This is a genomic window from Johannesbaptistia floridana (genome assembly GCF_057440575.1).
In genome coordinates this window covers 1-15970 of sequence record NZ_JALKVM010000037.1, presented here as the reverse complement: position 1 = coordinate 15970, position 15970 = coordinate 1, and the positions used below count along the sequence as shown (strand labels likewise).

The 15970-nt window shown below is 36.8% G+C and carries 18 protein-coding genes and 1 pseudogene; 11 read left to right on the top strand and 8 right to left on the bottom strand.

Annotation, left to right across the window (positions count from 1 at the left end):
• Positions 1 to 51: 51 nt before the first annotated feature.
• From ybiA to MW688_RS02770, 4 genes are all read right to left on the bottom strand, one after another.
• Complete coding sequence (gene ybiA, locus MW688_RS02785) at positions 52 to 504, bottom strand: riboflavin biosynthesis intermediates N-glycosidase (protein ID WP_486734391.1); 453 nt, start codon at positions 502 to 504, stop codon at positions 52 to 54.
• A 55-nt stretch (positions 505 to 559) separates the two neighbouring features.
• A complete protein-coding gene (locus tag MW688_RS02780) occupies positions 560 to 889 on the bottom strand; it encodes a DUF760 domain-containing protein (RefSeq protein WP_486734390.1) in 330 nt (109 codons plus the stop codon).
• Between the two features lie 106 nt (positions 890 to 995).
• The gene (gene scpB, locus MW688_RS02775; protein WP_486734389.1) at positions 996 to 1481 is read right to left on the bottom strand and encodes an SMC-Scp complex subunit ScpB; all 486 of its coding nucleotides are present in this window, start codon (positions 1479 to 1481) and stop codon (positions 996 to 998) included.
• Positions 1482 to 1556: 75 nt separating this feature from the next.
• Positions 1557 to 1790, bottom strand: coding sequence for a TIGR02450 family Trp-rich protein (locus tag MW688_RS02770; protein WP_486734388.1), 234 nt, complete (start codon positions 1788 to 1790; stop codon positions 1557 to 1559).
• Between the two features lie 72 nt (positions 1791 to 1862).
• Here MW688_RS02770 and MW688_RS02765 point away from each other — a divergent pair, with 72 nt between their 5' ends.
• From MW688_RS02765 to MW688_RS02755, 3 genes are all read left to right on the top strand, one after another.
• Complete coding sequence (locus tag MW688_RS02765) at positions 1863 to 3254, top strand: polysaccharide biosynthesis/export family protein (RefSeq protein ID WP_486734387.1); 1392 nt, start codon at positions 1863 to 1865, stop codon at positions 3252 to 3254.
• Between the two features lie 77 nt (positions 3255 to 3331).
• Positions 3332 to 5746: a GumC family protein gene (locus MW688_RS02760; RefSeq protein ID WP_486734386.1), complete on the top strand. Its 2415-nt coding sequence runs from the start codon at positions 3332 to 3334 to the stop codon at positions 5744 to 5746.
• A gap of 80 nt (positions 5747 to 5826) precedes the next feature.
• A complete protein-coding gene (locus MW688_RS02755; protein WP_486734385.1) occupies positions 5827 to 6351 on the top strand; it encodes a cofactor assembly of complex C subunit B in 525 nt (174 codons plus the stop codon).
• Positions 6352 to 6468: 117 nt separating this feature from the next.
• Here MW688_RS02755 and MW688_RS02750 read toward each other — a convergent pair whose 3' ends face one another.
• Positions 6469 to 6792 (bottom strand): DUF3155 domain-containing protein, encoded by a 324-nt coding sequence (locus MW688_RS02750; protein WP_486734384.1) that lies wholly within the window; start codon positions 6790 to 6792, stop codon positions 6469 to 6471.
• 273 nt (positions 6793 to 7065) lie between these two features.
• On the opposite strand from MW688_RS02750, the gene MW688_RS02745 reads away from it, so the two are divergent.
• From MW688_RS02745 to MW688_RS02735, 3 genes are all read left to right on the top strand, one after another.
• Entirely contained in the window at positions 7066 to 8325 is a 1260-nt protein-coding gene (locus MW688_RS02745) for a sensor histidine kinase (protein WP_486734383.1), read from the top strand.
• Positions 8326 to 8440: 115 nt separating this feature from the next.
• Positions 8441 to 8572 (top strand): photosystem II reaction center protein Ycf12/Psb30, encoded by a 132-nt coding sequence (gene psb30, locus MW688_RS02740; RefSeq protein ID WP_486734382.1) that lies wholly within the window; start codon positions 8441 to 8443, stop codon positions 8570 to 8572.
• Positions 8573 to 8669: 97 nt separating this feature from the next.
• Entirely contained in the window at positions 8670 to 9023 is a 354-nt protein-coding gene (locus tag MW688_RS02735; protein WP_486734381.1) for a phenylpyruvate tautomerase MIF-related protein, read from the top strand.
• Here MW688_RS02735 and MW688_RS02730 read toward each other — a convergent pair.
• Complete coding sequence (locus MW688_RS02730; protein ID WP_486734380.1) at positions 9020 to 10519, bottom strand: DUF1565 domain-containing protein; 1500 nt, start codon at positions 10517 to 10519, stop codon at positions 9020 to 9022. The genes MW688_RS02735 and MW688_RS02730 overlap by 4 nt on opposite strands.
• A 110-nt stretch (positions 10520 to 10629) precedes the next feature.
• Here MW688_RS02730 and MW688_RS02725 point away from each other — a divergent pair, with 110 nt between their 5' ends.
• The 5 genes and pseudogenes from MW688_RS02725 to metK all read left to right on the top strand — a co-directional run bounded on the left by MW688_RS02725 (position 10630) and on the right by metK (position 15299).
• The gene (locus tag MW688_RS02725; protein ID WP_486734379.1) at positions 10630 to 10725 is read left to right on the top strand and encodes a photosystem II reaction center protein T; all 96 of its coding nucleotides are present in this window, start codon (positions 10630 to 10632) and stop codon (positions 10723 to 10725) included.
• Positions 10726 to 10940: 215 nt separating this feature from the next.
• Positions 10941 to 11474: a transcriptional regulator NrdR gene (gene nrdR / locus MW688_RS02720; RefSeq protein ID WP_486734378.1), complete on the top strand. Its 534-nt coding sequence runs from the start codon at positions 10941 to 10943 to the stop codon at positions 11472 to 11474.
• Positions 11475 to 11837: 363 nt separating this feature from the next.
• Positions 11838 to 12854: pseudogene (locus MW688_RS02715) on the top strand (30S ribosomal protein S1); the annotation flags it as partial.
• 382 nt (positions 12855 to 13236) lie between these two features.
• Complete coding sequence (locus MW688_RS02710) at positions 13237 to 13980, top strand: HAD family hydrolase (protein WP_486734377.1); 744 nt, start codon at positions 13237 to 13239, stop codon at positions 13978 to 13980.
• A gap of 56 nt (positions 13981 to 14036) precedes the next feature.
• Positions 14037 to 15299 (top strand): methionine adenosyltransferase, encoded by a 1263-nt coding sequence (gene metK / locus MW688_RS02705; RefSeq protein ID WP_486734376.1) that lies wholly within the window; start codon positions 14037 to 14039, stop codon positions 15297 to 15299.
• Positions 15300 to 15438: 139 nt separating this feature from the next.
• Here metK and MW688_RS02700 read toward each other — a convergent pair whose 3' ends face one another.
• Together MW688_RS02700 and MW688_RS02695 are read right to left on the bottom strand one after the other, a co-directional pair.
• Positions 15439 to 15588 carry a hypothetical protein gene (locus tag MW688_RS02700; protein WP_486734375.1) on the bottom strand — a complete coding sequence of 50 codons (150 nt, stop codon included), beginning with the start codon at positions 15586 to 15588 and terminating at the stop codon, positions 15439 to 15441.
• Positions 15589 to 15714: 126 nt separating this feature from the next.
• A partial coding sequence (locus MW688_RS02695; RefSeq protein WP_486734374.1) for an EamA family transporter occupies positions 15715 to 15970 on the bottom strand: 256 nt, incomplete at its 5' end.

Here is a 15970-nt window from a genome sequence, read left to right as displayed (position 1 = left end):
AGACCAAGTTAGTCGGGTTACAGACAAGCTTCAAACTCTGTTTCTGCTTGTTTACAAATTATCCTTAAACAGGATTTCTCTTACCGCCATTAAAACTTGTCCTAGTTTATTTTTGCCAGAGCCATCAGCTCCACAACCCCAATAGTAGTCTACTGGAGAGTTTTCTACAATTAACTCATCTCCAGTAGATAGGAGTATTTCTCGAATATCTTGATGAGTTTGAAACTTTTTCAAAACTGCCTTGTGCATGATCTCATCTTTGACTTCTTCCCAATCTGGACGCAGGAGATGGGAGCGATCGCGCCCCATCTTTGCTGCTTCTCTTGCTGTCTTCACCTTTTTTATTTTCTCAGACCATTCCTTGTCTGTGGTTATGAATTTTTGACTTTGGTAATAGTGTTCACTAGTTGGCCACCAACTTCCATCTAATTCAAAACCATAGTAGGCAAAATTAGAAAAACAGCCATATTCTTCGTCCTTGACAGCATAAAAGTAAATTGTCATATCTTCCTACTGTGCGATCGCTGCTTCTTTTCCCTGCTTCTTTTTACTAATTTATTTAATCTAATAGAGAATCTGTCTCTGATAACACTGTTTCTAAATCCCGGCGATGTTCCACCTGTCTTAAAAAATAACCTGTCATCATCGCTGAAGCCAATAGATTAGCCAGATTATCCCTCTCTGTGGTTATATACATATTGAAGTCTTCTGAAGGTAACATCCCTATTAATCCTTGAACATTTTGAGATATTATTTCTTTTATCTCTGGACTTGCGGACTGAGCTATATGATTAAGTAGCTCAGGATTTTGTTTTTGTAGGTATTGTAAGAGTGTATTAGATTGTGAGTTATTGGATTCGGGATGAAAGGATTTATTATTAAATACCATTATAAGTTCCGTTCAAGACTAAATAGTTTACCTACCGTTACAAATCAAACTATAGCATCGGTTTAATATATATTAACGCATTCTTACAGAATTCGTCATAATTAACCTAGGCTATTTGAGAAAGTTGTTCTAGTTCAAAATATTCATAGAATTTATCTGTCACTTCTAACCAATAGGATCTTCCCTCCTGTTGGGGTTTTTTGACTATTAAACCTAATTCTACTAATTCTTGCACTTGTTGATAGGCACCACTCCCTCTCAATTCAATTAACTCAGTTTGCAACAGGGGATTTTTCAAAGCTATTGCTGCTAGAGTTCTTAATGTGCCTATTTTCAATTCTGCGGGAACTAAATTTGTCACTAAGTGTTGATAACAAGAGCGTAATTGTAAACTATATCCGATTTTTGTTTCTACCACTTCTAAAGCTGTCGAGCGATGGGCATAGGCATTCATTAATTCTGTTATTGCCCCTTGGGCTTGTTGACGACTACATTGAGCATATTCTTTTATTTCGTTAAGACTCAGAGGTTGTCCTTTTAGATAGAGAATCGCTTCGATGATTGTGGCTAATTCTTTAGTGTGTACTAACATAAATTATTGAGTGGCTACAAGAGAATTGAGAAAAAGGAGAAAGTAAATATACTATAATTCTTAAATGTCAAATGATTAAAGAAGATCTCGCAAAGGTATCCAACCTGCCTGCCATAGTTCTCTATCTTTAAGCTGTTTAGCATTTATCCAAAATCTAACTTGAGGATCACAATTGGCGATCATTTCTGCAAACACCCATTTACCTTCGTTTTTACGATTAACTACTTCAAAATGTCTCCAACCCCAGGTTGACTGTTTTGAAGTCCACTTAGAACCAACAAGATAAGGAAACTTTTGTTTTTTAGCCATTTTAAATTTTAAATAACTATAATGCAAAACTAGTGAAGCCAAATATAAATTAAAGTTTAACTCAAATTCAGAATGAAGCAAAAAAATATACAATTAGCGAGATTAGTCATAGGATTATCAGTATGTTTAGGGGGTTTTAGCTTATGTTTACCAGTAAAATCCCAAGGGATAGACTCAAATCAATCAACCCAAGTGACCAACTTGGAAAGTGATTATCTTGTGGGAGCAGGAGATAAACTACGTTTAGATATTTTTCAAGTAGATGAATATAGTGGAGACTATTTGGTATTGGTAGACGGTACCATGAGTATGCCTCTAATTGGTAGTGTAGCAGTGGCAGGACTAACTTTAGAACAAATTAGTGAGTTAGTATCTCTCAAATACAGTAACTATCTCAAACGCCCCTTAGTAACCGTCAGTTTACAAAGACCTCGACCATTAAAAATATCAGTAGCAGGAGAGATAGCCAACCCAGGATCTTATGCCATAGATTGGCAAGAAAGCCAAAAAATTCCCACGGTCACAGATTTGATTCAAATGGCAGGAGGGTTAACGACTTTTGCTGATATTAGTCAAATACAGGTGCGGCGCCAAGCAGCAACAGGAGAACAAATAATCACCATCAACCTATGGGAATTGATCAATCAAGGAAATCTCCAACAAGATATTAGCCTCAGAGATGGCGATCGCATTATGATTGCCAGTAAAACGGAAATTGATGCAAGAGAAAATCAACAACTAGCGAATCTCAGTTTCGGGATACAAGCTAGAGAAGCTTTAGACGTTACGATTATCGGTGAAGTTTATCGTCCTGGAGTTTATGAAGTTTCTCCCGAAGAAAATCCCACCACAGGCAAAAGTGAACCACCAAACCTATCAGCAGCAATTTCTAAAGCAGGAGGAATTAAACCTTTAGCTGATATTCGCAACATTGAAATACATCGTTTAACTCGTACAGGAGAAACAACAATTATTGCGGTAGACTTTTGGAAACTTTTACAGGAAGGAGATATAAGACAGGATTTACTCCTAGAAGAAGGAGATAAAATTGTGATTCCCACAGCCCAACAGGTAAGTACAGAAGAGTCTTCAGCTTTAGCATCAGCAAGCTTTTCTCCCAATACAATCGAAGTCAAAGTAGTAGGAGAAGTAATGACTCCTGGAACCATAAAACTTCCCGCAAATAGTGGACTTAATCAAGCGATTTTAGCTGCGGGTGGCTTTAATCAGATGCGTGCTAAAACAGGAGCAGTAGAACTGATTCGTCTGAATCCTGATGGAACAGTTTCCCAACGGGAGGTTGATGTAGATTTTACTCAAAATCTCAGTGAAGAAAATAACCCGCCCCTACGGTCAGAAGATGTAATCGTGGTTAAAACATCCGGTAGTGCTAGAGCGATCGACACTTTATCTACTGTTTTTAGTCCTTTAAGGATTTTACCAATTTGGCCATTTTTCAGATAATCGAATCAGTATCTCAATTAAAGTTAAATAAAGTTAAAATTAGCTCGACCAACTAACCAAAAACAAGAGGAGTGAACATGAAAAATAATAATTCTGCTGAGTTTGCCTCCCTAAATGGCAACGGCAATGGCAATGGTAATGGTAATGGTAATGGTAATGGTAATGGTAATGGTAATGGCAATGGTTATCATCATGGTCATCAAGATACCTACCTCCCAGATAGTAGTAAATTAATTTACTCTCTATTACCCCTAATTAATCGTGATAGTGAAGTTGAAGAAGATACAGTTGATGTTCGTCAACTGTTGTCATTAGTTAAACATCGTCTTCCTCTAATTACTTCAGTAGCTTTGAGCTTCACTACCGTAATCTTCCTCTGGACAATTACTAGACCTAGGGTATACGAAGGAAAATTTCAACTGTTAATTGAGTCTCCCCAGGATAATAATCAATCAACGAATATTCCTTTATTAGGTGACAGTTCTAGTTCAGTAGATTACGAAACACAAATACAAGTTTTACGTAGTCCAAAAGTTCTAGGAGAAGTTATTCCTGAACTTAACCAAGAATACTCAGATATCACCTATGAAACTCTAGTGCCGCCAAAAAAAGCTCCCCTACGCATTACTCAACTTGATGAAACTAAAATTTTAGAAGTTACATATAGAGATACAGATCCCGAAAAAATTCAGTTTGTGATGGAAAAGTTAGCCAGTAGCTATCTCGATTACAGTCTATCAGAAAGACAAACAGAAATTAGACAGGGGATAGAATATGTTGAATCTCAACTACCAAGGTTGAGACTCAGGGTAGATGAATTACAAGAAAAACTCCAAAAGTTTCGTCAAGAACATGAAATGATCAGTCCAGAAGCAGAAGGAGAAAAACTGTCTCAACAACTGTTAGACTTAGAAGCCCAATATTTAGACACTCAAGTAAAGCTAAAAGAAACTCAATCTCTGTATACTCTATTAAAACAACAATTAGGAGTACAGCCCGAACAAGCTTTGACGGCTAGTTATTTGAGCGAATCACCTCATTACCAAAATTTACTTAGTAAACTACAAGAAATAGAAATAAAATTAGCAGAAGAGTCGGTACGTTTCTTAGATAATAGCCCGACAATGGAAGCTCTCCAAGAAGAACGAGCTAATTTACTCAATCTTCTTGAACAAGAAGCAGCAGTAGTCCTAGGGAATAATTTGTCCTCCCAAGCGATAAAATCACCATTTTACACAACCCCAAGCACTATAAAACTAGGATTGAATCAACAGTATATTGAAGCAGCTAATCGTCAAGAGATTTTACAAATTAGAGAAGAAGCCTTAGCCGTAGGGATAGCCAAAATCAAAGAAGAACTAGAACTATTACCCATTTTGGCTCGCCGTTATACCGATATCAAAAGAGAAGTTGATGTAGCCACCGATAGCCTGGGTCGTTTCCTCGCCGATCAAGAAAAACTTCAACTAGAAGCAGCTCAACAACCACTCCCCTGGCAGTTAATCTCTTCAGTTAAGCTACCGAATGAGCCAATTTATCCTCGACCCCTGCGCAATCTAATTCTCAGCACCATCGGCGGTTTAATATTGGGAATGGGAGCAGCATTGTTAGCAGATCGCCTAGATCCTGTGTTTCATTCTGCTGAAGAATTGAAAGAAACCGTTGACCTACCTATCCTCGCTCTTATTCCTCTACAAAAAGAATTAGATAATGTCCAAAAATTCCTCAACAAAGGTTTACCAGAATTAACTATTGGCAATAACAAGATTTCTCTAGGTGATACTACTAATGAGACAACAACAGCTACTAGTTCAGAATCCAATTACAAAGCTACCCCCTTTGTAGAAGCCTTTCGTTCTCTATATACCAACATTCGCCTTTTAAGTTCTGATAGGATAATTAAATCCATTGTGATTAGCTCTTCAGCTCCTGCGGAGGGTAAATCAACGATTTCCCTCAACTTAGCTAAAGCTGCTAGTGCTATGGGTCAAAAAGTGCTCTTAATTGATGGAGATTTACGACGACCTCAAGTTCATCATCGCCTCAATTTAGAAAATCAACGGGGTTTGAGTAATGTTATTGCCACGGGTACGAGTTTGAATAGTGTTATTCAACAAGTACCATCAGAAGAAAATCTTTCAGTAATTACCGCAGGAGATGTACCTCCAGATCCTACTCGTTTACTTTCTTCTCAAAAAATGCGGGAAATAGTCACAGAGTTAGAAAGATCTGGAGAGTTTGACCTAATTATTTACGATACTCCACCTTTGTTAGGTTTTGCTGATGCTAGAATTTTGGCAAACTACACTCAAGGACTAATTCTTGTTACTAAAATTGCTAAAACTGATCGCTCTGCTTTGAAACAAAGTATCGAACAATTGCAAATGTCTCAAGTACCTATCTTGGGCTTAGTAGCCAATAATGTCACTCGACATAGTCATGGTTCATACTATTACTATGACCACTACTCTAGCTATTACGGCCGTCAGTAAATTAAGCTTTAGCCGGGAGAAATAAGGCAATCTCTCCTTATTTCTTAAATTTTGTGAAAATTTATTTATCAGTTTAGGCCATGGTCAGTAATTCTGTTCTTTCTTCTACTTTTTTTCTCACTATCCTGCTCATGATTGGGCTATTTTTCTTTATCCGTGCTGCTGTCAAAGATCGTACTCAGCAACTGATTTTAACTAGTAAACTACCTGAAGAAAAAATCCTCATTCAGTTGCAAAATTATTTTGAAGCTAGAGCTTATCAAGTTAAGGCTGTAGACTCCGCTAGTAATCAAGTTACTTTTGAAGGTTTTGTTCGTCCTAGTTGGTTTTTAGCCTTACTTTTGAGTATTTTAGCTTTTTTTGGGTTACTATCTTTGAGTCTAGTTATTTCACTACTTTTCCCTAATATTGGTCAATATACCTTGATATTGACAGTAATAGCACCTGTTGCTGGCATCTTCTATTGGCAAAATGCCGGACGTTTGGAGCAGGTATTCTTGACTGTTACACCTCAGAAAAATCAAGACGATGAGATAGAAACCCAAATTGCAGTAACCGCTCATCGTGATGAATTAATTCAATTTAAAAAATCATTGAACCTTTAAGGGCAAATCGCCTGATTATGCCCTTAGATTCTATGGAATTTTAACCTATCCTAAAAAATACCAATCAACCACTCAAAAGTTTAATCAATTTATGAGTGGTTTGAATTTTAAAAAGGCTTACGAAGTACTCAGAACAGATGCTTTTGCCGGAGCTGGAGGATTTGGTATAATTCCTCTTAAGCTGGGGAAAAGAAAATGATTCTCCTCCACATATTGAGCTCCAAATAATCCTTTCTCTGCCCAGAAATATCTGTCAGTGGTGTGTTCATTGCGTCTCACAATCAAGACAGCGGGAGGAGTTATACCAAAGCTTTTAATATACTTTCGTGCTGCTGTCACTGGTTTATCTTCACCACTTTCGAGATTGTACTGAGGTACTAATGCTAGTATTTTGCGTCCCTCTAGGCGGCGGCGACTTTTGCGTTTACGTTTCCTAGCCAACCTGTTTACCTCCTAATTTAAGCCTATTATATGTATTTATCTTTACAGAAGCCGATAAAATTGTATAATATGAGATTAAAAAAATCAACCCCCCCATGGTCACTGATATGAGCAAAACAGTTGATATATAAGTATTAGAGGGAAAAAATTTTTTTTGAAAAGTAAAAATTAACACCGTTTTCTCTCAAGTGAAGCCTTTAAAAGTTAAGATAGAAAAAACAGTATTTAGCCTAGCTTCAAGCTGTTTAAATTGATTAAACTAGGATTCCATTCATGTTATCTTGTGACCAAGAGATTAGTAGAGAGTTTTTAGCGCTGTGTCAGTCTCAATTAGCTTTACTTGCTCAAAGTTTAGGTTCAAACTGGTCCGCAGTGTATTTGACTCAAAAGTCACAACAAACACAGTTAACTAGACTAATACCAGTGGCCGTTTATCCCATAAACCCAGTAAACACCCTTGAAGGCTTCCCCAAAGTTTGGCCAAATTCAGAAAGTACCTCGGAAATTATACAGCAACAACAGAGTGAATCATTTATTCCTCCAGAAAATCCCTCAACTCTATCCCAACCACATCAAAACACTCATCAACTAGTAGTACCTTTGGTATATGAAGAAGCGGTAATAGGCTTGTTGGTAGCTAAACGGGAAAAGACAGACTGGCAATCACGGGAAATAGACCAAGTAGAAAAAATCGCTGAAACAATCGCCATCGCTACTTTACTCCAGCAACATCAAGTTTGGTCTCAAGAAAATTTTTTGCAGCAAGAAAAACTACGTATAGTAGAGGGAGAAAAACTTGATGATTTTCTCCACCAATTACGTAATCCTCTCACAGCTTTACGGACTTTTGCTAAGCTACTTTTGAAACGACTTTTACCATCAGATCCTAATCACAAAGTGGCTGAGGGTTTATATCAACAAACTGAGCATATTCAAGAATTAATTAGGGAATTTACTGCTAATTCTACTCTACTTCAACCAGATTCTTTGATAGAGGCAACTCCTAGTCCTCCTCAATTACCTAGTAAAGGCTTGAATCTTGAACCAGTAAAACTCCAGGAAGTAGCTGAGTCGGTAATTTTTACAGCTTTGACCATGGCTGAAACTAAAGGAATTACCGTAGAAGTGGAAATGGCCGAGGATTTGCCTTTGATTGAAGCTAATCCTCAAGCTTTGAAAGAAGTTTTACATAATTTGTTGGATAATGCCCTGAAATATACCCCCAGAGGTGGTGCGATCAAAATTGTGACCGCCTCAGGAATTCAGTTTCAAGGCTTGGCAATCCATGACACAGGCTGCGGTATTCCCCAAGAAGTCCAAAGTCGCATTTTTGAACGCCATTATCGTGGAACTCAAGCTGATGGCAATATACCAGGAACTGGTCTAGGTTTGGCGATCGCCTTGGAACTAGTTACTCAAATGCGTGGTAAAATTGAATTAATTAGTCCTAATCAAGCTATTTTTAACTCCCAACCTCACGAAGGTGGTACTACCTTTATTGTTTGGTTTTTAATTGCTTGTCAACAATCTTAATAAAAGTTTATATATTTTTGTTAAGTTTACTGAGAATAAGGAGAATTGACAGGTAAGATAGATTTTGGCGTTTAAGATTTAATTAATCAATTGCTAAGGGTCTTTAGGAGGATGTATGGATTTTATTACCAATTTATTCAGTAACCTCAATTTAGAGGCAATTTTACAACTAACTTTTGTCGGTTTGATTATGATTTCAGGCCCAATAGTTATCTTTGTCCTAGCTTTCCGCGGTGGAGATCTCTAAATTGGAATTCCGCTATAGCTAGTTAAATGTAGATATTACTTCTTCATTTGATTAGCTTTAGTGATATTTATCAACTAAATAATTGAGGTTTGCAATTATGCCCCTAATCAAAGTACAATGCTCTGTTAATCCCAGTGACAAAACTTTAGTAGAAGATCTACTGAAAACATTATCGAGTAAGTTAGCTCAGCATTTAAATAAGCCTGAATCTTATGTGATGACAGCTTTTGAACCTGGTGTTGCTATGAGTTTTGCCGGAAGTTTTGATCCTGTTTGCTATCTAGAGGTAAAAAGTATCGGCAAGATGGATAAAACCCTAGTCAAAGCGATGAGTAAAGATTTTTGTCAAGTAATTGCCGAAAAACTAGGTGTACCCGCAGAAAGAACCTATATCGGATTTACTGATGTAGAAAGAACAATGTGGGGCTGGAATGGCTCAACTTTTGGTTAATATTCTACAATCACGATCATCTGTCTTAAACCAACGGATTCTAACTCTCCTAGCACTTGTTGTGCATTATCCCAACTGCCAAACAGTCCAACTTGCAACATTTTTTGTCCATTATGCACCGTACTAAAGGCATCTGGATATAAGTCTTTGAGTCTCTCAACTTGTTGAGGAGTAGCTTCAACCACCACTCGATAACTAGGTTTTTGAGGTGCTAAGGTAGTAGTAATATCTGTCCCTTGTGGAAAATCTGGACTTTGGGAATTCTCTTCTGGTGAACTCATCGGTGTAGGGATAGTAACACTATTTGTCCCCCCTGTCTCGGGAGTTGAGTTTGCTTCTGTTGAAGAAGATAGAGCAGGCCCTTGTCCACCATTGATTACTAAAGAGTTGCCAAAATCAACTTGACCTTCAAAATTTCCTGAAAGTTTCGTCCCCACTGCCAAAATTGAATTAGTAGTTAGGTTGCGAATATCTAAGCCCCGATTTTTTTGAAATAAATTATTGCCTAAGTCATTATTGGTTCCTAAATCTACACGGGATTGGGAGATCGCCACTAATCCATGTTCCTTTGATTTTTCAATAACATTGTTACGTAAAATTGCTTGAGCATTTTCTTCTAAGATAACTCCTAGGCGATTATTTGTAATTTGGTTGTTTTCTATTCTAGGAGCTGAATTTTCCAAAACACTAATTCCAAATCCCGAATTTTCTATAATATTGTTGCTAATATAAGGCTGTGATTTTCCATAAATCACTAAACCATTCCCTCTATTTTGATAAAAATAATTTTCCGTAATTAGAGGATTACTTTCTCCATTAATAGAAATTCCTGAACCCCCATTACGAATAAAAGTATTATTACTTATTTCTGGATCTGAAGACTCAATCCACACACCATAACCTCTAGGATGTGGATTAGTAACTGTAACCCCAGTTAATTTTCCTCCTGTTTCTGTTGCAACAATAGTAACATGTTGTCCTGCACCTGTCTTGCTAATATAGGGGCCATTACCTTCGATTACTATTTTTAAACCTTGACTTTTGGGGTGTCCCTGAATAGTAACGTTATTATTTAATAACAAAGGAAAAATTTCTCCACTATCAGAACTATAAGTTCCTTCAGACAGCATAATTACTGTATTTGCTTCCGCTAACATCAGCGCTTGGGTAATTGTTTGAAAAGGAGATGTTTCTGTCCCTCTTCCCTGTTGATCATTTCCCCTGTTAGGATTAACATAAATGAATTCTTGTTGAGCTTCTAGTTCAGATTCAGTATTTTGTTTAGATTGCTCTATTTCTTGGTTCTGGCATTTTTCAGTTTTTCGAGATACACTTAATACCTCCCTTTTGCCTTCTGCCTCCTGCCTCAAGCAATCACCACTGTATCTCCCTATGAGGGGCATTGCTACACTACTCTGTCTGCATAAATAACTACTGCTTGCCCATAAACTTAGAGCCAGAGATATAATTTGAATATGTTTAATCTTAAACATCATTAACAATCTTTACAAAACTTAATTTTACTTGATGATTGACCTGAATATCTGATATGTTAGATATAGAAAATAAATTTTAACTTATTGTTAGAGATTGGGGATTAACAAAAATGGAAAGCGTTGCTTATATTTTAATACTGATGATGGCTTTAGGTGTACTCTTTTTCGCGATCACCTTCCGTGAACCTCCTCGCATTCAGAAATAGTACTTACTCATTTTGTAATCAACCTTTTGTAATCAACCTTTTGTCATCAACCTTGGAGGTTCACGAATAGTTGACTTTTGAGAAAAGAAAATCTTAAATATGAATCCTTTTCTACTGTCTTAAGATTATAATTAAGACAGTAGATTATTGGTTTGACTATTAGCTTAAACTAAAAAAGACTAAAAAATTATCTTAAATTATTAGAGGGTCGAACTATGCAATGCCCTTGCTGCCAAAACACAAGTAATCGTGTTCTTGAATCCCGCTCTACAGAAGCAGGAAAAAGCATTAGGCGAAGGAGAGAGTGCTTAAACTGTCAACATCGTTTCACTACTTACGAGAGAGTAGAATTTATTCCCTTAACAGTAATCAAAAAAGATGGGAAAAAAGAGTCATTTGATCGCTCAAAGATTCTAAGAGGAATGGTTAGAGCTTGTGAGAAAACGGGAATTTCTACATCGACTCTAGATTCTATTGTAGACGAAATCGAGATGAAAATACAACAGCTACCAGCAAAAGAAATTACCAGCGAGAAAATAGGAGAGCTAGTTTTAAAGCAACTAAAAAATAAAAGTGAAGTAGCTTATATAAGATTTGCCTCAGTATACGGTAGGTTTCAAGGAATAAACGATTTTGTGTCTACCTTAAAAAATTTACAAAAAGAAATAGAAGAAGACAATTGGAAATTAAAAATAGAATCATCAACAGAAGATAGAAACACATCATCGTTCAAAACTACCCACGCCTGAAGTAGCAGAGTTAAAATATAAAAAGTTTTGAAAATTTAACATAATTTAGAGAGAAGTCCCCAAGTAAAGCGTCAGCTTAGTGGCAGTAGTTCACTAAGTACAACTTGTTCGGCTCTAGTCAACAAAAAATTTCATATTTGGTTTATAATAGTATTTGTGCTAAAAATCAAAATTCAGTTAAACCGAATTATTGATAAGTCTAGTTAATCTCATAAATTATCAAAGTTGTCAAGGCAATGAAAAAAATGAGATTCTTAAGAAGAAGTTAAGTCAAACAAGACTTAATGTAACTGTTTGAGAGTAATTCAACAGGAGGCACAGCTAGGAAAAAAAACTATAAACATAATGGGAAATAAAGCGTAAATGGTCAATCAGCAAACAGGTAATCCTACAAAAACAATTGATTTCACTCATGAAGATTTTGCAGCTCTTTTAGATAAATATGACTATCACTTCAGCCCTGGTGATATAGTACCAGGGACAGTATTTAACATGGAGCCAAAAGGAGCACTGATTGACATTGGGGCAAAAACAGCAGCCTTTATTCCTATTCAGGAGATGTCAATCAATAGAGTAGATAATCCCCTAGATGTACTTCAAGCAGAAGAAACTAGAGAATTCTTTATATTATCAGATGAAAACGAAGATGGGCAATTAACTCTATCTCTAAGACGTATAGAATACATGCGGGCCTGGGAAAGAGTACGTCAGCTAAAAGCAGAAGATGCTACGGTTCGCTCTCTAGTTTTCGCGACAAATCGCGGAGGTGCTTTGGTAAGAGTAGAAGGATTAAGAGGCTTTATACCAGGTTCTCACATAAGTACTCGTCAAGCAAAAGAAGACTTAATCAACCAGGAACTACCTTTAAAATTTTTAGAAGTAGATGAAGAAAGAAATCGTCTAGTCCTAAGCCACCGTCGAGCATTAGTAGAGAAGAAAATGAATCGTCTGGAAGTGGGCGAGGTAGTAATAGGTACAGTAAGAGGAATTAAACCTTATGGTGCCTTTATAGACATCGGAGGTGTTAGTGGACTACTTCACATTTCTGAGATATCACACGAACACATAGAAACTCCTCACACAGTGTTCAATGTCAATGACGAACTAAAAGTAATGATCATTGATTTAGATGCAGAAAGAGGTAGAATATCACTGTCTACTAAGCAATTAGAACCAGAACCAGGTGATATGCTTAAAGATAAAAATATAGTTTTTGATCGCGCTGAAGAAATGGCAGAAAAATATCGTCAAAAACTAGAGAGAGAAGCAACAGGCGAAACAATAGTAGTTGAAGAAGTAGTTGAAGAAGTAGTTGAAGAAGCAACTCAAGAAGTAACTGAAGAAGCAACTCAAGAAGTAACTCAAGAAGCAACTGAAGAAGCAACTGAAGAAGCAACTGAAGAAGCAACTGAAGAAGCAACTCAAGAAGTAACTCAAGAAGTAACTGAAGAAGTAACTGAAGAAGCAACTGAAGAAGTAACTGAAGAAGTAACTCAAGAAGCAACTCAAGAAGAAATGCCTGTAAATGAAGTAAATGAAGTAAATAACGAAGTAAATAACGAAGTAAATGAAATAAATACAGAAGTAGAAAGACAAGATCCAGAAAGCCAAGACCTAGAAAGCGAAGATTTAGCTTCAGCAGCTAGTACCGAAGAATAAGCTTTTAAACTCATCTTGTAAAACTTGAAAGTTAGCATAGTCCTGGAAAAAGACAATTGATATCCAGGACTATTTATACTGAAAACAACGAAAATGGGAGATAATGGCCACAATAATTTGTAAAACTAAAAAATTAGTAAATATTGAAGCTATTATCTTCGATAAAGATGGAACTTTGATTAACTCGGCTAATTTTATGGCAGAACTAGCTAAAATGAGAATAAGTTTCCTAGAGGCGCAAGTACCAAATATCGCAGGACCTCTATTAATGGCCTTCGGTATAAAAAATCAACAATTAAGCCCCATGGGATTAATGGCTGTGGGAAGTCGTCAAGAAAATGAAATCGCCGCAGCCGCCTATATTACGGCAAGGGGAAAAAGCTGGTTTGAAGCCGTGGCGATCGCTCGTCAGGCTTTTGCTCAAGCGGATCAATATTTACAAAATTCAAAAGAAGCATCACCTTTATTTCCTGGTACAAAGGAAGTGATTAAGAAACTATTTACCGCAGGATGTAAACTCGGTATTCTTTCTGCTGACACTACTACTGCGGTAGAAAAATTTGTTAATGAACATCAGCTTTCAAAATATATTAAATTAGCGAAAGGATCTGACTACGGAATAACCAAGCCAGATCCGGTTTTATTTTTACAAGCTTGCCAAGCTTTAGGTGTAACTCCTGAAAAAACCATAATGATTGGCGATTCTCCAGGAGATATTCACATGGCCAAAAAAGCAGGGGCTTCAGCTACAATTGGTATAGCTTATAACAATCAAAATACTAACTATCTCGATGGAGCTGATTTAGTTATTCAAAAACTAACAGAGCTTGATGTTAGTCCCCAATAGTTATAAAGTGTAATAAGAAAAAACCAAATTAAACTTAACAAGAGGAATCAAAAATATTGTCTAACCGTTATTTATTCAGTTCAGAATCAGTAACAGAAGGTCACCCCGACAAAATTTGTGACCAAATTTCTGATACAATTGTCGATGCTTTGTTGACAGAAGATATTCACAGTCGCATCGCTGCTGAGGTAGTTGTTAACACTGGTTTAGTGGTAATCACAGGAGAAATCACCTCTAAAGCTCATATCAATTTTACCGAGTTAGCTAGAAATAAAATTGCAGAAATTGGCTACACTGATGCTAAAAATGGTTTTTGCTCTAATAGTTGCTCGATACTGTTAGCTATTGACGAGCAATCTCCCGATATTTCTCAAGGAGTAACTGCCGCTAAAGAACAAAGAGATAAACTCAGTGAAGATGAATTAGATGCAATTGGAGCTGGAGATCAAGGATTGATGTTTGGCTTTGCTTGCGACGAAACTCCAGAATTAATGCCCATGCCTATTAGTTTGGCGCATCGTATTTCTCGGAGATTATCTGAAGTACGCAAGAGTGGAAAACTATCTTATTTACGTCCCGATGGCAAAACCCAAGTAACTATTGCCTATGAAGATGGAAAGCCTGTAAGTATTGATACAATACTAGTCTCTACTCAACATACAGAAACCATTGGTGATATAACTGATGGCGAAGCAGTACAAGCTAAAATTAAAACTGATCTTTGGGAACATGTAGTTTTACCTGTGTTTAATGATCTTGAGATTAAGCCTGATGACAAAACACGCTTTCTAGTTAATCCTACTGGTAAATTCGTTGTCGGTGGACCTCAGGGAGACTCTGGTCTAACCGGACGTAAAATTATTGTAGATACCTATGGAGGTTATTCTCGTCATGGTGGTGGAGCTTTTTCTGGAAAGGATCCTACCAAGGTAGACCGTAGTGCTTCTTATGCTTGTCGTTATGTAGCTAAAAATATAGTTGCTGCTGGTTTAGCTGAGAAGTGCGAAGTACAAGTGAGTTATGCTATTGGTGTGGCCCGTCCTGTAAGTATCATGATAGAAACTTTTGGTACTGGTAAAATAGAGCAAGATGAGTTATTACAACTAGTCCAAAAGCATTTTGATCTTAGACCGGCAGGAATTATTCAGGCTTTTGACCTCCGCAATTTACCTCAGCAACGTCAGGGTCGTTTTTATCAAGATGTTGCTGCTTATGGCCATTTCGGCAGAACTGATTTAGATCTCCCTTGGGAAAAGACTGATAAGGCTGATTTATTAAAACAAGAGGCAGGTAAAACTTTAACTGCTTCTAGCATCTAGGTAAGCTACTTCATACCTGTTTAGGCTCACTTTTGAGCCTTTTTTTTGTTTTATAGCAGTTGGTATACCCGCTCTTTTAAGGTGTTAGTCATCATCTTATGTAACTATTTATAGTTACAATAAGTAATGTAAGAAAAACTCATCTAATTTTGTTGGGATCTAAATGTATTAACATTGTAAACAGATTATTGGCGATCGCTATTCCCAGTAAAATTAATCCACATCCCAAGAGCATGGAGATAGTAATAGATTCTCCCAGAATCATGGCACCCCAAATCAGATCTTCCACCTTTAGCAAAAGCTACTGGTTGGGGTTGAGTAATGAGTAAGGAGTAAGGAGTAATGAGTAAGAGAATTGATGTTAAACCTCTAGGAGACAAAGATTATAGAGAATTAACCATAAAGAACATTTTTCCTAAAAAATTAGTACATAAGTTCTGGTGGAAGATATGAGCCAAAGCATAGAAAATAAAGGAATTAAATAAGTAACAGTTAAGGTTTTAGTAACACCAATATTATTAAGTAGCCGAAAATAAATAAGATAAGCTAAAGTAGTAGAAAAAAAAGCTAGACCAATTACTGATAAAATCACTACTACTGTTGGATTTGCTTCTGGCTCACATCTTCCACCAGTACTTATGTACCAAATTATTGTGGTCATCCGTTCCCCG

What these genes read in the sequence shown, in the direction of transcription:
- ybiA (WP_486734391.1), bottom strand. Translation starts at nt 504, where the DNA reads ATGACAATTTACTTTTATGCTGTCAAGGACGAAGAATATGGCTGTTTT.
- MW688_RS02780 (WP_486734390.1), bottom strand. Translation starts at nt 889, where the DNA reads ATGGTATTTAATAATAAATCCTTTCATCCCGAATCCAATAACTCACAA.
- scpB (WP_486734389.1), bottom strand. Translation starts at nt 1,481, where the DNA reads ATGTTAGTACACACTAAAGAATTAGCCACAATCATCGAAGCGATTCTC.
- MW688_RS02770 (WP_486734388.1), bottom strand. Translation starts at nt 1,790, where the DNA reads ATGGCTAAAAAACAAAAGTTTCCTTATCTTGTTGGTTCTAAGTGGACT.
- MW688_RS02765 (WP_486734387.1), top strand. Translation starts at nt 1,863, where the DNA reads ATGAAGCAAAAAAATATACAATTAGCGAGATTAGTCATAGGATTATCA.
- MW688_RS02760 (WP_486734386.1), top strand. Translation starts at nt 3,332, where the DNA reads ATGAAAAATAATAATTCTGCTGAGTTTGCCTCCCTAAATGGCAACGGC.
- MW688_RS02755 (WP_486734385.1), top strand. Translation starts at nt 5,827, where the DNA reads ATGGTCAGTAATTCTGTTCTTTCTTCTACTTTTTTTCTCACTATCCTG.
- MW688_RS02745 (WP_486734383.1), top strand. Translation starts at nt 7,066, where the DNA reads ATGTTATCTTGTGACCAAGAGATTAGTAGAGAGTTTTTAGCGCTGTGT.
- psb30 (WP_486734382.1), top strand. Translation starts at nt 8,441, where the DNA reads ATGGATTTTATTACCAATTTATTCAGTAACCTCAATTTAGAGGCAATT.
- MW688_RS02735 (WP_486734381.1), top strand. Translation starts at nt 8,670, where the DNA reads ATGCCCCTAATCAAAGTACAATGCTCTGTTAATCCCAGTGACAAAACT.
- MW688_RS02730 (WP_486734380.1), bottom strand. Translation starts at nt 10,519, where the DNA reads ATGATGTTTAAGATTAAACATATTCAAATTATATCTCTGGCTCTAAGT.
- MW688_RS02725 (WP_486734379.1), top strand. Translation starts at nt 10,630, where the DNA reads ATGGAAAGCGTTGCTTATATTTTAATACTGATGATGGCTTTAGGTGTA.
- nrdR (WP_486734378.1), top strand. Translation starts at nt 10,941, where the DNA reads ATGCAATGCCCTTGCTGCCAAAACACAAGTAATCGTGTTCTTGAATCC.
- MW688_RS02710 (WP_486734377.1), top strand. Translation starts at nt 13,237, where the DNA reads ATGGCCACAATAATTTGTAAAACTAAAAAATTAGTAAATATTGAAGCT.